12 protein-coding genes, 2 tRNA genes and 2 pseudogenes are annotated in these 15,582 nt (G+C 47.8%); 10 read left to right on the top strand and 6 right to left on the bottom strand.

The window, feature by feature from the left end; all coding sequences use genetic code 11:
• The first annotated feature begins 46 nt into the window (after positions 1-46).
• The 4 genes from NB640_RS00595 to NB640_RS00580 all read left to right on the top strand — a co-directional run bounded on the left by NB640_RS00595 (position 47) and on the right by NB640_RS00580 (position 4,117).
• Positions 47-1,036, top strand: coding sequence for an immunity protein Imm33 domain-containing protein (locus NB640_RS00595; RefSeq protein ID WP_269309206.1), 990 nt, complete (start codon positions 47-49; stop codon positions 1,034-1,036).
• Between the two features lie 187 nt (positions 1,037-1,223).
• Positions 1,224-3,443, top strand: a complete 2,220-nt coding sequence (locus NB640_RS00590; RefSeq protein WP_269309205.1) for an EAL domain-containing protein — start codon at positions 1,224-1,226, stop codon at positions 3,441-3,443.
• 99 nt (positions 3,444-3,542) lie between these two features.
• Positions 3,543-3,803, top strand: coding sequence for a hypothetical protein (locus tag NB640_RS00585; protein ID WP_269309204.1), 261 nt, complete (start codon positions 3,543-3,545; stop codon positions 3,801-3,803).
• 119 nt (positions 3,804-3,922) lie between these two features.
• A complete protein-coding gene (locus tag NB640_RS00580; RefSeq protein ID WP_269309203.1) occupies positions 3,923-4,117 on the top strand; it encodes a hypothetical protein in 195 nt (64 codons plus the stop codon).
• A 201-nt stretch (positions 4,118-4,318) separates the two neighbouring features.
• On the opposite strand, the pseudogene NB640_RS12975 reads toward NB640_RS00580, so the two are convergent.
• Positions 4,319-4,510, bottom strand: a pseudogene (locus NB640_RS12975) (methyl-accepting chemotaxis protein); the annotation flags it as partial.
• Positions 4,511-5,260: 750 nt separating this feature from the next.
• Here NB640_RS12975 and NB640_RS00570 point away from each other — a divergent pair.
• Positions 5,261-5,887 carry a helix-turn-helix domain-containing protein gene (locus tag NB640_RS00570; protein WP_269309201.1) on the top strand — a complete coding sequence of 209 codons (627 nt, stop codon included), beginning with the start codon at positions 5,261-5,263 and terminating at the stop codon, positions 5,885-5,887.
• A gap of 381 nt (positions 5,888-6,268) precedes the next feature.
• On the opposite strand, the gene NB640_RS00565 is transcribed toward NB640_RS00570, so the two are convergent.
• Positions 6,269-6,344, bottom strand: a tRNA-Phe gene (locus NB640_RS00565).
• A 179-nt stretch (positions 6,345-6,523) separates the two neighbouring features.
• Between NB640_RS00565 and NB640_RS00560 the strand changes: the two genes are divergently transcribed.
• A complete protein-coding gene (locus tag NB640_RS00560) occupies positions 6,524-7,237 on the top strand; it encodes a uracil-DNA glycosylase family protein (protein WP_269309200.1) in 714 nt (237 codons plus the stop codon).
• 1,127 nt (positions 7,238-8,364) lie between these two features.
• Here NB640_RS00560 and NB640_RS00555 read toward each other — a convergent pair.
• The 3 genes and pseudogenes from NB640_RS00555 to mutL all read right to left on the bottom strand — a co-directional run bounded on the left by NB640_RS00555 (position 8,365) and on the right by mutL (position 11,343).
• A tRNA-Met gene (locus NB640_RS00555) sits at positions 8,365-8,441 on the bottom strand.
• 64 nt (positions 8,442-8,505) lie between these two features.
• Positions 8,506-9,468 carry a tRNA (adenosine(37)-N6)-dimethylallyltransferase MiaA gene (gene miaA, locus NB640_RS00550; RefSeq protein WP_269310465.1) on the bottom strand — a complete coding sequence of 321 codons (963 nt, stop codon included), beginning with the start codon at positions 9,466-9,468 and terminating at the stop codon, positions 8,506-8,508.
• A 32-nt stretch (positions 9,469-9,500) separates the two neighbouring features.
• Positions 9,501-11,343 (bottom strand): annotated as a pseudogene (gene mutL / locus NB640_RS00545) (DNA mismatch repair endonuclease MutL).
• Between the two features lie 175 nt (positions 11,344-11,518).
• Between mutL and NB640_RS00540 the strand changes: the two are divergent.
• From NB640_RS00540 to NB640_RS00530, 3 genes are read left to right on the top strand one after another with little or no spacing between them, the layout of a single operon-like run.
• Positions 11,519-12,166 (top strand): VTT domain-containing protein, encoded by a 648-nt coding sequence (locus NB640_RS00540; protein WP_269309199.1) that lies wholly within the window; start codon positions 11,519-11,521, stop codon positions 12,164-12,166.
• Between the two features lie 14 nt (positions 12,167-12,180).
• The gene (locus NB640_RS00535) at positions 12,181-12,645 is read left to right on the top strand and encodes a hypothetical protein (RefSeq protein ID WP_269309198.1); all 465 of its coding nucleotides are present in this window, start codon (positions 12,181-12,183) and stop codon (positions 12,643-12,645) included.
• Positions 12,642-13,112, top strand: a complete 471-nt coding sequence (locus NB640_RS00530) for a GNAT family N-acetyltransferase (RefSeq protein WP_269309197.1) — start codon at positions 12,642-12,644, stop codon at positions 13,110-13,112. Before NB640_RS00535 ends, NB640_RS00530 begins: the two co-directional genes overlap by 4 nt.
• Positions 13,113-13,153: 41 nt before the next feature.
• Here NB640_RS00530 and NB640_RS00525 read toward each other — a convergent pair whose 3' ends face one another.
• Positions 13,154-14,563, bottom strand: a complete 1,410-nt coding sequence (locus NB640_RS00525; protein ID WP_269309196.1) for a homospermidine synthase — start codon at positions 14,561-14,563, stop codon at positions 13,154-13,156.
• 338 nt (positions 14,564-14,901) lie between these two features.
• Between NB640_RS00525 and NB640_RS00520 the strand changes: the two genes are divergently transcribed.
• Positions 14,902-15,543 (top strand): response regulator transcription factor, encoded by a 642-nt coding sequence (locus tag NB640_RS00520; protein ID WP_269309195.1) that lies wholly within the window; start codon positions 14,902-14,904, stop codon positions 15,541-15,543.
• Positions 15,544-15,582: the final 39 nt, after the last annotated feature.

Below are 15,582 nucleotides of genomic sequence, written 5' to 3'. Positions count from 1 at the left end.
CAAAAAACAGGGCTGGTAATCAATCCGTCCCCAGGAAAGGGAAAATATGGGCAAGTCAATCAAGCCGGTGGTGTATACAGAAGAAGAAATCGATTGTATAGAACAGCATATCGAAAAACATTTTGGCGCTTTTGAGCATGTTTTTCACGAGGTTGCTTCTTCTGGCATTCATGTTGATATCTGCATTATCCCGCCAAGCGAAACGAAACCTTTTTATACGCTTGTCACAATGGGAATGGGGGCACACAGGATGACCCTGCCTGACAGACTGCAACAGAGCGGTCTGTCACGGGCAGAACTGCTGGTAACGCTGCCACCGGACTGGAAGCTCGATGACAGTGACGAAAAATGGTACTGGCCGATTCGCTGGCTGAAAATCCTGGCCCGGCTGCCTGTTGATATGGATACCTGGCTTGGCTGGGGACACACGGTTCCCAGTGGAGAACCTTTTGCCGAAAATACGACGCTTTCCACTATGCTGCTGGTTGATCCTTACCCGGACGAAGCAAGCATGCTCTGCACGCTTCCCGGTGGAGAAGCCGTCCATTTTTACCAGCTTTTTCCTCTGTACGAAGAGGAAACTGATTTCAAGAGACAGCACGATACCCAGAAATTGCTTGCGCTTTTTGGTGGTGAAGTGTCACATGTACTGAACGTGGGCCGGAAAAATTATGGCTTGTCGGTTTCTGCAAAAAATTTCGCGATAACAGATATTCGCCCGCTGATTGATTGGGGAGGTGCAGAAGGATGCTTTGCCACAGACCGGATCATGGTTGATGCGAGCAAGGTGGGTTTCATGTACCGGGAAATGCCGGAATATGAGGGAGACAGCGGCTGGCGTTTTGCCGCAGGCGATGAAACGGCAGAGTATATGGATAACCCGGCTAATTCCGGTATCTACATGCTCAATACGGTTGCCAATTATGATCCGGATATTATTTCGTACCTGAAGGCGGATTATGGAACGGCCTTTTTCCGTAATGAAAAGGGAGCGTTTGAGAGGGACGACAACTGGGAACCGGAGAAAGAGGAGTGACGTGCAAAAAAAACAACATTTGCACGTAAAATACGTCGTTTTCTTTGCCGGATTCCCGGAATTTATACTATATTGCAAGGTAGTCTCATTTTGCGGGACTGGTCGTGACAGTCTGCTTTTACTCATGCTGGCAGAACATAAACAAAAGCAGGATTGATTGTCATGGCTGAAACTTGCGGAGAATAATGTGGCAGAACCAAAACAACACATGTCACGCCAGATCGCCGAAGAAATTGTTGAGCGAAGCCCATCGGTTTCCATTCGGGTAACCGGTCCTGAAAACGGTTTTTCCACACTGTTTGTTACCGAGAATATTTCTTCTTATGGGTATTCCAGGGAGGACTTTGTTTCCGGAAAGATTCACTGGATCGATCTCGTCCACCCGGATGACGTCGATATGGTATCTGATGCGTTAAAACGTCATGATGAAGAAAATACGGATCAGTTCAGCATGGTGTATCGCATCAGAAAGGCGGATGGCACACCCATGTGGATTACGGATGCCACCATTGTCGAGCGTTCCCCTGAGGGTAAAGTCATTCATTATGACTGCATCATGCGGGACTACACCGAGGCAAAATCCAATATCGACAAAATTGAAGACAGCCAGAGACAGAAAGTTGTCCTGAATAATATCCTGCAGGGGCTGCATGATGTCGACCTGGACAAGGCATTGCAGACCATTTTGGACAGGGCTGGTGTGTATCTGGATATCAGCCGCATCACCCTTTTTGAGGACAGCCGGAACCATACCCAATGCAAAGCCATCCATGAGTGGTTCAATACGGGTATTTCACCCATGATGGGAAGGGATGATTTCGTCCTGAATTACGAAAATGATTTGCCCGAGGTTACCCGCAGCCTGATGGAATCGGGTTGCATCATTATTAACTCGGATGATGATCCCAAGGGGTCAAAAAAACGTTTTGAAATGGAAAATGTCCGTGCGTCGGCCATGTTTTCTGTCTATATTCAGGAAGAACATTTCGGTTTTCTCTGCTTTGACGAGTGTGTCAAAAATCGCGATTGGGACAGTGATACCATCGCCTTTCTCGAAAATGTGACCCGCCTTGTTTCCACTGCGCTGTTAAGAAGGCGAAATGAGCAGGCCATCAGCAATATGGCGCTGACAGACCAGTTAACAGGACTGCCTAATCGCTACTATCTGGAAACGCGCCTGAATCATGCCGTGACCAAGGCAAAGGAAATCGGCCAGAGCGGCTATGTCCTCTTCATTGATATGGATGACTTCAAAATCATCAATGATGGTTATGGACATGATTATGGTGACGTTATCCTGAAAGCGTTTGCCTCCTTCCTGCTGGAAAATTATAAGAGCGAGTCAGAGATTTTCCGTTTTGGCGGGGATGAGTTTGTTATTTTGCTGCACCCGGAAAATGCCGGTTCGGTGCAGCGGGTCATCAACGGACTTTTAGCCAGGGCGCAAATGTCCTGGAATGTCCTGAACAAAAGTTTCTACTGTACGTTGAGTATCGGTGTCGTTGCTTTTCCCGAAGAAAACATGGACAGCAAGGATATCATCAAGCATGCGGATATCGCCATGTATCAGGCAAAGCGTTCCGGCAAAAATAATTATGCTTTCTACAATGCCACCCAGGATAATGACTCTGTCGAGCGGGCCGAGCTCGAAAAGGAAATGCGCGAGTCCATTGATAACAACTTCAGTGGTTTTTCTGTCTTTTACCAGCCGCAGACTGATAATGCCGGTATGGTCATCGGTGCTGAGGCATTGTTGAGATGGACCCTGTCTGACGGTACGCAGGTCCCGCCTATCCAGTTTATTCCGCTTGCTGAATATCTCGGGCTGATTGTGCCTGTCGGGGAATTTGTCCTTCGTGAATCGGCGCAGGTATGCCGGCGTGTCAACGAAACCCATCCGGAATTCTGGACCAGCATCAATGTGTCCATTCGCCAGTTCCAGCAGCAGGATTTTCTGCAAAGAGTCATGATGATCATGGAGGAAACGGGCGTCAACACGGCCAATATTGTCTTTGAGATTACAGAAGGCATGGCTATGTATGACATTACGAGAATGAAATCCCTCTCAGAAGAATTCCGCGAACACGGGATACGGATCTCAATGGATGATTTTGGCACAGGATATTCCTCTTTAAGCAATATGCGTGAATTGCCGATCGATATTGTCAAGATTGATCGCACCTTTATTCGTGATATTACGACGGATGCCTACTCGAAATCATTTATTCGCCTGATTATCGATCTGGTTCATTCCATGGGCAGGAAGGTGTGCGTTGAAGGGGTGGAGACAGCGGAGCAACTGAAATATTGCCAGGAATGCAATGCGGATTATGTGCAGGGATTCCATCTCCATGTCCCTGTGTCTCTCGATGAGTTTGAAAAAATCATCAATCTCAAACAGGACTGACCAAAACGGGGCTGGCTGGTAAGGCACCTGCCGGCTTTATCTGATGCTTTACGATAATACGCGCCTGCATAGCAGGCGTTTTTACAGGAGGTCGGGATATTGTTACCTCAGATCAGATATGTCACAGCCTGTTTGCTTGCCATCGTCTTTTTCCCACTTTTCTCTTCTGTTGCGTGGGCACAGACGGATCCGTTGCCTTCATGGACGGATCTCCCGGCAAAACAGCGGATCATGGCTTTTGTCAGGCAGACGGTAACGCCCGATAGTCCCGGTTATTTGCCGGAAGCGGAGCGAATAGCGGTTTTTGATAATGATGGCACACTGTGGGTTGAGCAGCCTGTGTATGCCCAGATGGTTTAATCGTCCGGAAAAAGAAGATTGAGAATATCTCAAACGGGAAAAACAAGGCACTGCTGATAGACCGGGTTATTGGCATCCGGCCGGTAATTGCTGTCGGCAATTCGGATGGTGACTATGAAATGCTGGAATGGACCACGGCAGGGCGTAATGGAATGGGGGTTATCGTTCATCATACCGATGCCCGGCGTGAATATGCCTATGACCGTCTTTCGGGCATGGGAACCCTGAAAAAAGCACTGGATGATGCTTCCCGGCAGGGATGGATTGTTGTTGATATGAAAAGAGATTGGCAGACTATTTTTCCGGAAAAATAGCCTGTCATCAGGCGGCGCAAAAAAGGGAGGAATGATTCCTCCCTTTTTGAATGGATGATTGATCAGAATTCTTCCATTTTCTCTTCATAAGTTTCAGTTGATATATTTCGGGCAGCAGTGAGTGCAGGAACCCTGTCTGCCTCATTCCTGATATAGCCCGGCAGCCGTATCGGCAGTTTTTTACCGCGTTTACTGCTGGTGCACAGCCGCGTTCAATGGCAGCAGGCTGGTCTGAAAGGCGATGCCGTCAATCACACTGATGATTTCCTCAATCTTTTTTGCGGATGCATCAATTTGATGCATGGTTTCAACTACCCGGACGTTGGCTTCTCCGCCTCTGATGGCAATATCTGTTGCAGAGGTGGCAAGCTGGTTTGCCTGTTGTGCATGGTCAACGCGACGGAGCGGCAAGCTGCTGATGATTGCCATGATGATCGTCAGCAACAGCACGATGACAAAACCGATAGTGAGTCGGGTACCTATCTTCAAATTCTTCATATTACCTTCATCGGTATCTGGAAAGTCCTGGCTAAAACAGTGCTTTCCGGTCTTCTTTTTAAGAGTACCTGTATGGAACAGTTGTGTATATGCGAAATTGATATATAAAAGAGGTGTATATATATTTTTGTTATAACTTAAATGTAAGAAAATTTTTTATGTAAAATGCTGAAAATTAATGATTTATTTGTTGTTTGCATTGTTTTTTATACTGTGATGCAACAAACATTTACATTAAGATTTGTTTTTCTTGTGTGGTGCGCTTACAGGAGAAACGGCAATTCCAGCAATCTGGCTTCATGTATTACCACTTGGGTGAGGATATTTTTATTCCCCAGATTCTCTGGTCGTTTTGTCTGTTAATTCGCCGTTATTTGTTAACGAATAACGAGGAGTGTCTCATAAAAGAGCAAACGGTGATTATTTGATTTTTATGGTTTTTTCATGAGAGAAAAAACCATAAAAAATGATTCAGTTCATTTGTTGAATGACCTGGATTTATCAGATTAAGAATAATTGAAATTGAGATATTAGATTTCTTATATTATTGATATTTAATATCATTTGTTTCAAAAATGTTTTTTCCTCTGATAAAATGACATGTTTTTTTTATTTTAATAATTGCAATATTTGTTGGGGAAGCTAATGTCGCAGTTAAGTAAATCTCATACAAAAAAGCCCAAACGGGATAAAAGTGATTCCAAGGTAACCTCAACGAGTGCGAAAAAAGGCAGTAATGGCAAGAAAAGCCGCAATCGCGAAATAGCTGGTTTCAGGCTGATTAACAAGATCAGAACACGCGCAATCGAATTGGGCTTACAGGATCGTTATATTGCCGATATGATTGGCGTAACACCGATTTACTGGTATTCCATTGCAAACGGACACCGGAAAATATCCTCTCTCAGCAAAGAAAAACTCAAGAAAATAGCAGAATTTCTCAAGATACCCACTGTGCAGGCGATGAATCTGGCCGATGTGCTGGATCATGACGATTTTTTCCTTGGGCGCCTGGAAGATCAGCTCAGTACCTCAATAGACCAGATGCGCAATGATCCGGCATGGATGTGCTGGGCACCAAGCAAGGAGGAGTGGAATTCGCTTTCTATCGGTGCGCGAACCGGAATTGTCATGCTGTATGAGACCGTTTTTTACAAGTCTTTCCTTGAACGGGCTGAAATTGAATTTCCTGAGATGAGAAACAAGGTCAGGGATTTTATTGAAGAAAAATTCCCGGAAAAAGGAAATAGACTGACAGAAGTGGATGTCTGACCAATTGATATAAAGGGATTGGACAATCAGATGATACTGTTGCTTGTTTAATGGGTTTTAATCCGCCTTTATTTATTCAAAACAGCCCCTTCAGCATTATTAAATGGCCAGAAAATCCGCTAAACATTTTCCGGTGGATCAGGGCGCTGTTTAATGTTTTTTAAAATGGACCGATTAAACATGAATCGATCCATTTTTTGTTGTTATTCTCCAGATATCAGAAACAAATCGGATTACCTGTCGTTTGGCTTTCGCCTGATAAGTTTCTGCTGCCTTTATGGACTGTCATTTTTTGACAGGTCTGTAAAAACAAAAAAACCGCGTAAGCGTTAGACTTATCACGGTTTTTTGAACTTGCGCGAAAGAGCGCGAAAGTGTTGTTGGTGGCCCGGGGCGGAATCGAACCACCGACACAAGGATTTTCAGTCCTCTGCTCTACCAACTGAGCTACCAGGCCAAGACGTGCAATTATAGCAAAGCGGATGAATAGCGCAAGGGTTTTTCCGGGCGTAAAATACAGGAATACAGGCGGCACATTGCTTAAAGCCTGCTAATTCTTTTAATAACAGCATGTTATGGATGAAAAGCGGTTTTTCTGATGGAGAAAATTGTTTTTTGTCCGCTGACAGGATACTCATGGCAAAGAAAACACTGGCTGAGCGAATTATTGCCTTTAACCGCGCCCTCCATTTTGACGGGGAACTGCCAGAGGGTATTCGTATCATGAATCCTTTTGCTGAAAATGTGTCTGCACTGAAAGCCTCGTCTGCTTTCTATCGCAAATACTATGATGATATGTTTCCCAGGCATATGATTATCGGCATCAACCCGGGACGTTTCGGGGCGGGACTGACCGGTGTGCCTTTTACCGATCCCAAGCGGCTGGTGGAGCGGTGTGGCATAACGGATTATGCAGGCCCTGTTACGCATGAGCCATCCAGTGTTTTTGTATATGAGATGATCCGGCAGTATGGCGGAGAAGATGCGTTTTACCGGGATTTTTATATTACCTCTATTTGTCCGCTGGGTTTTACCAGAAAGGGGGCGGCAGGAAGAGAGGTGAATTTCAATTACTATGACAGCAAGGTGCTTTATGAAGCGGTTCGTGACTTTATGATTGACAGCCTGCGCCGCCAGCTGGATTTCGGGTTTTCAACCGATGTGGGGTTTTGCCTGGGTACCGGTAAAAATGTGGATTATCTTTCGCGTCTGAATGAAAAATGTGGTTTTTTCAAACAGATTATTCCGCTTGAACATCCCCGATACATCATGCAATACAAGGCAAAAGCCATCCAGGCGTATGTCGACAAGTATCTTTCGCTTTTTTCCCGGGTCCGGCATAACCGGTAAAAGTGCTTGCGCGTGGTGAAAGTGCAGGGGGCATGAAAGAAATCCGGTATTCGTGAAGAAATAACCCTGATGATATAGCCATGGTAATTTTTACGGGTTTTAATATCAGGAAGCAAGGCATATACTTTTTTGGGAATACCTTAATGAAGGGAGAAGTCAGGCAGTAAAAATCTTGACTTTTTTCTGTCATCCTGTTGTCAATGAGATCATTCGTGAAAGATGCATCAGTTACCAATAAAAGCACCTCCGGGCAGGTGATTATATCGGGAGATGCCCCCTATCATTTTGAGGACGATCCGTCTTCCTGCGGCTGTTCTCCGTTTGTTCCCGCCCGTTCGAGAAGTTTCTTTTTCAAATTTGCCATGATCTGCCTGACCGTCGGTGGCGGGTTGAGGTACGGGATTTTCAAGACGTGTGAATTTTTCGTATAAGACCTGATGGAGTGTTTTCTGCCCTGATTTCATTTTTTATGATGTTTTGTGCTCATTGTCAATGTGGGACCTCGGTCTTATTTGCAATAGTTGTATCGTGCTGTTTATAAAAGATTTGCTTCTATCTCGACAATATTGAAAAATATGCACAATGCAATTAAAAAGTTAGAGCGATTCATATGACACAGGAACAGGAGAAAGAGACGTCATTAGTGAAGAAGACACATATTGGACACTGAGTAAACAGCATGCGGTATTCACTAATGTTACTTATTACTTTTGTGATGACCTGCCAAGTAAACCAATAACCCACATCTCATTTTCAACTGGTTTTTCATCAAAATTCAGTGAAAACTTCCTTTATACAAAGCTGGTTGAGGCTTTTGGAATGCCAAAAACCTGGAAAAGAAAAGGATTTTTCTCTTGGAGTGTCAATGATGGAATTATTTACTATTCTGATAATGGGGGTTTTTTGTTGCTCCCCAAAGGGTTTGTGCCTGGTTATTGGTAGTCTAAGTGATTGGCTTCTTGGTGTTTCTTGTAAAAGATAGATGCTGGAGATTTCAGGTTTTAGTCTGCGCAATGTGTTTTTACTGCATGCGATGATTTAAAAAATTCTTGCCATGTGATGTACTTAGCATAATACTCCAAAAAAAAAGCCGCTGATCCTAACAGAATCAACGGCGTATATATTTTTGGTGGTGATAGGTGGATTTGAACCACCGACCCCAGCATTATGAGTGCTGTGCTCTAACCAACTGAGCTATATCACCGGAAAGCGTGTAATTTTGCTTGTTTTGCACCACGATGTCAAGTTGCTGACCCGTTGTGAGGAAATTATTTTTCTTTGGTTCCTGTATGCTCTGCCAGCGCTTTTTTTACGAGGGTAATGATCTCTTGTGCCGCATCGGGTGACAGGCAGTCGACAACCCGGCGCTCAGGCATGGCTCTTAACCAGGTAAGCTGGCGCTTGGCGAGTTGGCGGGTGGCGGCAATGCCTTTTTCCCTCAGCGCTTTCCGGTCAAATTCGCCATCAAGATATTGCCATGTCTGGCGATAGCCGACACAGCGCATGGATGGCAGGCCCAAGTGCAGATCTTCCCTGTTGCGCAGGGCGCGCACTTCATCTATGAGCCTGTCATTTTCCAGCATGTGGTCAAATCGTGTTGCGATGCGCTCGTGAAGCATGCTGCGATTAGACGGCTCCAGTGCAACAGGAAGCAGCACGAAAGGCAATTCGGTGTTTTTTCTTCCGGTATGCAGTTCGGAGAGCGGTTTGCCGGTGATTTCGATGATTTCAAGGGCCCGCTGGATGCGCTGTGAGTCGTTGGGCTTTAAGCGTGCTGCAGTATCCGGGTCGAGCAGGGCCAGCTTTTGATGCAGAGCCGGCCATCCCTCACGGGCAGCATCTTCATCGATTCGGGCGCGGATAGCCGGATCAGCACCCGGCAGATCATCAAGACCAGCCAAAAGCCCCTTGAAATACATCATGGTGCCGCCAACCAGCAGGGGTAATTTCCCCCGCTGGCTGATTTCAATGACCAGGCGGAACACGTCTTCCCTGAAGCGGGAAACGGAATAGGATTCGGACGGATCAACCAGATCAATGAGATGGTGTGGAACCATGCGGCGCTCGTCAGGCGTGGGCTTGGCAGTGCCGATCGTCATGTCCCGGTAAACAAGGGCGGAGTCAACGGAAATGATCTCTGCCGGAATATGCTGCGCCACCTCAAGTGCTGCAGCGGTTTTTCCGGATGCCGTCGGCCCCATGATGGCAACAGCGAAGGGTTTGCTTTCCATGTCGGGTAATGTCGTATCAGGATAAGCGAGTGTTATTGTCCCCGCATGAAGAACGCATCCAGTGCCTGCCAGTTGATCTGTATCCATGTTGGGCGGCCGTGGTTGCACTGGTCGGCGTTTTCCGTGACTTCCATCTGGCGGAGCAGGGCGTTCATTTCCGACAGGGTAAGCGAGCGGTTGGCGCGTACGGAACGGTGACAGGAAATGGTTGCCAGCAGTTCATTGCGTTTTTCGCCTGCGATGACGGAGGTGCCATATTCATGAAGCTCGGCGAGCATGTCCTTGATCATGGATTGGATATCCGATTCACGGAGCAGGGCAGGGATGCTGCGTATGGCGAGTGTGCCCGGTGAGAGGGAGGTGATATCAAAGCCCAGCGAAAGCAGCGTATCACGATACTCTTGGGCCGTGCCCGCCTGGATATCATCTGCCGTAAAGGAAATGGGCACGAGCAGGGACTGGGTTTGCAGGGTATTGGCGTCGACCTGTGCCTTGAGTTTTTCGTACAGGATACGCTCATGGGCGGCATGCATATCAACCAGGATCAGGCCATCCCTGTTCTGGGCGAGAATCCAGGTATCACGCAATTGCGCCAGGGCGTAGCCTAACGGGTGCGTATCCGGTATGGCAGGGGCGCCTGCTGCCGGGAATGCCTGTGTCGCTTCCCCAGGGGAAGACTGCATGTCTGCAAGCGGTAATTCCGGCCTGTCTTTCAGGGCAGCAGAGACGAAGCTGCCATATTCGGTCAGGTTTTGCCTGACCATGTTTCTGCTGGCGGTTTCCGAGCGCCATATGCCGGTTGAAGAGCCGGTCCTGATAACAGAAGGAGATGTGTCGACTGCGGTTGATACGGACTCTGCTGTTTTCGCCAGCGCCCGGCTGACGGTATGCTGGACAAACTGGTGAATGCTCCGGCTGTCACGGAAGCGCACCTCGGTTTTTGCCGGGTGCACATTGACGTCAACGGCAGAAGGCGGGATATCAAGGAAAAGCACGTAGCTGGGAAAACGGTTGCCATACAGCACATCTTCGTATGCCGCTCGTATGGCATGGGATAAAAGGCGATCGCGGACAAAGCGGCCATTGACATAAAAATATTGGGAGTCAGCACGGCTGCGGGATGCCGCTGGCTGTCCAAGAAAGCCATACAGGCGGATGTCCTGGGGGGGGGGCTCCGGCCGACTGGTCAATGAAAATCCTGGCACTGGCAAATTCCTTGCCGAGAATCATGGCTGAGCGCTCATCCAGGGTGCCTGCCGGCCATTGTGTCGCGGGTTTCTCATTATGTGAGAGGGTAAAGTGGATTTCCGGACGTGCCAGGGCAATACGCTGAACCACGTCGAGGCAATGGCCAAACTCTGTTTGCTCGGTTTTCAGAAATTTCCGGCGGGCCGGTGTATTGATGTACAGTTCACGGACATCTATTGTGGTTCCCTGTTGTCCGGAAGCCGGTATGGGCTTGTCTGACATCGTGTCTCCGCTGATTTTCCACGCATGCTGCTCGGTGGCTGTGCGGGAATGGATGTCGATATGGGCTACCGAGGCAATGGATGCCAGCGCCTCGCCACGAAAGCCGAGGGTAGCGACATTTTCCAGATCATGCAGGTTGCCTATTTTTGACGTGGCGTGCCGCATCAGGGCAAGCCCGAGCTCTTCGGGAGGAATACCTTTGCCATTGTCGGTAATGGCAATGCGCTTGATCCCGCCATTTAAAAGGCGGATATCAATGCGGGTGGCACCGGCATCAATGGCATTTTCAAGCAGTTCCTTGACGACAGCCGCAGGGCGTTCGATAACCTCACCTGCCGCAATCTGGGAAATCAACTGATCCGGCAGCAGACGGATTTGATCTGGTTGTGATGATTCTTTCTTCATGATCATGATTATAGCGGCGTTGAAAAGGGGACGCATCGTACCAGGGTTATCAAACAGGTAATATTTTATGATTTATGTGATGATGCAGGATACTGCGAGTATACTTTCACTTGTTTTTGGCGCTGTGCTTCCTGTTTTTTGCGCAGCAGATAATTGGATCAATTTTCGGATAATTATGGATTTCATGCAGTTTCTCGACATGGTCATTCATGTCGATAAAACGCTGGGTATGGTAATCAGCAATTACGGGACACAGGTTTACGTGATGCTGTTTGGTATTATCTTTTGCGAGACGGGCCTCGTCGTCATGCCGTTTCTGCCGGGAGATTCCCTGCTCTTTATTGCCGGTGCTTTTTGTGCCACTGGCGCCATGGATATGTGGCTTTTGATGGCACTTCTCATTTTTGCTGCTATCTCGGGTAATACGGTAAATTACTGGGTGGGGAAAAAGGTCGGACGAAGCGTATTTACAAAAGATTATGCCTGGCTTGACAAAAAGGCGCTTCATCATACCCAGGCATTTTTTGAAAAACACGGGGGGAAAACCATTACGCTTTCGCGCTTTGTGCCGATTGTCCGGACCTTTGCGCCTTTCGTTGCCGGTGTTTCCGATATGCCTTTCGGGCGCTTCCAGTTTTATAACATCACGGGTGGCGTCGGTTGGGTGGTGAGTCTTGTCGTTGCCGGCTATTTCTTTGGCAATATCCCCATTATCCGTGACCATCTGAATACGATCGTCCTGCTTGGCGTCTGCGCTGCGATTGTTCCTATCATCATTGGCGGCATCTGGCGCTTTTACCTCAAGGTAGTCCGCTCCAACTGATTTTTATCTTTTTCATGTTTTATCGATTTCGTTTTTTTATTCTGTTATCCCTGGTATGTGCGCTTTTCGCCTGCAAGAAGGCACCCGCTGAATATCCGCTTGCTGGCGCACCGATTGGCAAACCCGCCGAAACCGCGCGTATCAAGGAAGGGTCGATGCTCTTGCGCGGTTTGGATGATGAGCGCCTGAGCAGCCTTGAATTACCTAATCCTTATGCGGATTATGTGTATGTCATCAAGCCGGGCCGCCACAGGCTGATGGGCATGAATATCCAGTCCGGTCATGTCCTGATTCCGACGGACCTGCGTTGCTACAGCCTGGAAGCAGAACTTCTCCCGGGCGTGGATTATCTTCTTGTTGAGGACAAGGAAAAGGAGATGGCGCATCTGAAACGGGAAGATACCGGCGCCATTGTTGCCTCCGGTGAAAAGTATGAGCAGAAAGATCCTTATTCCGGCGCGTGTACCTGGGGAAAATGAAGATCGATATTCAAAGGGCTCAGTTAACTGACGCGCGTGATATTGCCGTGATGACAGGCGAATACCGCGCGGAGATGGCAGCTTTGGCCGGTGTGTCAGAAATTGATTTTCAACTGAAGGAAGAAACGGCCATACTGGACGGATTTCTGGATAATGCAGATTATGCGGTGTTGATTGCACGCAGTGTGCGTGGTCATCCGCTGGGTTATGTCACGCTCTTTGAATCCCAGCCGTATGCGGACGCTGCATACGGGATTATTGAACAGCTTTATGTTCGCCCGTTTTACCGCCAGCGCCGGATTGCCCGCCGCATGCTTAATGAAGCCAGGGAGTTTGCTTCAAAAAAACGATGGAGGCGCCTTCTGGTAACTTTTCCGGTATTTTTCTCGCTTGATGCGGCACGATCGCTTTTTGAAAAACAGGGATTCAGGGACCCGGGGCAGAGAAAGCAGTGGCTGCTGATATGAAAAAAGCCGTCTTTAACAGGCGGCTTTTTGTTTGGAAACGATTATTGGACCCTGATGTTTTTGAATTGCCAGGGATCGCTTTCATCCAGGTCTTCCTTAAAAGGCCAGTTGCGTCCGGATAGCGGTGTCCAGTCGCCATACTCGCCAACGACCTCGCCAAGGTAAGGGCCGGCAATTTCCAGCATGACATTGTGGTCCATGTTATCCGGTTCAATAATGCTTTCTTCCGGATTGCGGATGGCATAAATGACACCCGCTAAGACGCCTGCAGCGACCTGCAGGCTGGTTGCATTATTATAGGGCACCAGATTGCGGGCCTCGCTGATGGAAAGGCGTGAACCATACCAGTAGACGCCTTTTTTGTTCCCCATGAGTAAAACGCCCAATTCATCGACGCCCTGGTTGATTTCATCGCGGATGAGGATTTTTTTCGATTGCTCACGCCAGTTTTTCCCGGCCAGTTCATGCAGGGAAAGGATGGCATCATCGCAGGGGTGATAGGCGTAATGCACAGTCGGGCGATAGACTACCTTGTCGCCCTCCCGGACAGTCAGGTAATCCGCAATGGAAATGGATTCGTTGTGGGTGATAAGAAAACCCAGATAGGCGCCCTCAAGCGGCGTCCAGCTTCTGACTTTTACTGCTGCACCCGGCAGGGCCAGCATGATGGCTGACTGGCAGCCGGTTTCGTGGGAGACCCCATCTTCCGGCCAGTGCTTTTCATGGGTACCCCAGCCCAGTTCACAGGGCTGAAGGCCTTCACCGATGAAGCCGTCAATTGACCATGTGTTGATAAACGTATCACGCGGTTTGTATATCGCAACATTCTGTGTATCGCGCTCGGCGACATGGATCGTCCTGATTTCCAGTTGCTGCGCCAGTTTTGCCCAGTCTTCTTTCGTTACAGGATTGGCGTCAATGTTATTGTCTGCCGCCAGGTTCAAGAGAGCTTGCTTGAGAAAGCCTGATACCATACCGGGGTTGGCGCCCTGGCAGATAACAGCCGTAGGCGCTTTTTTCTCTTTCCTGCCAAAATTCAACGCATGTTCTCGCAACATATAGTTGGAGCGTTCAGAGAGGGTAGCCGTTTCTTTTGTATAGCCGCCTTCCCAGGGCTCGATAGACGTATCGATATAAAGGACTTCTTTTTCACGGCAGAGCGCCATGAGAGCCAGGCTGGAAACATTGACGGAAAGATTGACCAGGAAATCGCCTTTTTTCAGGTTGGGCTCAATAATAGAGCGGTAATTGGCTTCAGTCAGGGTGATTTGCTGATGAGTAATACCATAGGTTTTGGCAATTCCTTCCTCGTCTGCGTTAGCGGAAATCACCTTGATCTTCTGTGGTGTGATCGTCAGGTGACGCAAAAATAACGGGATAACACCCTTTGCAATGCTGCCCAGTCCGATCATGAGCAGATTACCCGTAAAATTCTCGCGTGGAATGTTCAATTTTTTATCCTTGTAATGAGGGCAGAGCCCAGGTTAAGAAAATGGCATAAGATCTCTTTTGATAAGTGGTTTTCAGGAGACTTAAACGGCAACTCGCCTATTTTTCAAGGGATAAGCGAGTGGTTTTTTTATTGCATGGAAAAAGCAATAACCAGCAATTTTATTGTCAAATTGTTCATTTCGCAAATATTCCTGAGGCCGTTTTCAGGCTGATAGTTTACTTTTATTGGCATGAACGAGTTATTTTGCAAAAAAATCGATAATATACTGATTCCACAGTTTTTCTTTTTCTTATGAGAGTTGCTATTCTTGATTCAGATCCCGTTTCCGCGGCCAGAATGTCCCGTTCACTTTCTGCTGCCGGTTATGCCTGCCAGCTCTGTCGCAATCGTGATCGACTGATCGATATGGTTGACTCCCAATTGCCGGATATCCTGCTGTTGCGTTTGGACGAGAAAGAGGAAGGCATTTTTTCGCTGATCAGCCAGGTAAAGGAAAAAGGGGTCAAGAGAATCCTGCTTCTGGTAAAAGCAGGGCAGGAAGCCCTGGTAAACGGAGGATTGTTCGCCGGGGGAGATGATTATCTGTGCCTTCCCGTAAGGCAGTATGAATTGCAAACGCGTATCAGTGTGCTGGCCAGGCAGATCATGCCGGATGTCAAACAGCACTATTACCTGAAATATGGCCATTATGAGTTTGCCAGGTATCCGAATGATCTGATCGTTTCGGGAAAAAGCATCAGGCTTACGGCCAAAGAGTTTGACCTGGCCTTGCTGTTTTTCCGTCATATCGGCATGCCTTTGTCCAGGGCGCATATTGCTGAGGCGATATGGGACATGGATGGCAATGAAATGATCAGGACGATTGATACCCATGTTTCCCGTGTCAGGAACAAGCTGAACCTCAAACCGAAAAACGGTTTTCTGCTGGAGCAGGTGTATGGTTTTGGCTACCAGTTGCTTTCCTTGGCAGAAAAGTGAATGGCCCTACGTTACCTTCACGTATAATTCCCCTTTTAT

Origin of the sequence: Oxalobacter vibrioformis (assembly GCF_027118995.1) — a bacterium.
In the GTDB taxonomy this organism is placed as follows: Bacteria; Pseudomonadota; Gammaproteobacteria; order Burkholderiales; family Burkholderiaceae_D; genus Oxalobacter; species Oxalobacter vibrioformis.
This window is presented reverse-complemented; position numbering and strand designations above follow the sequence as displayed.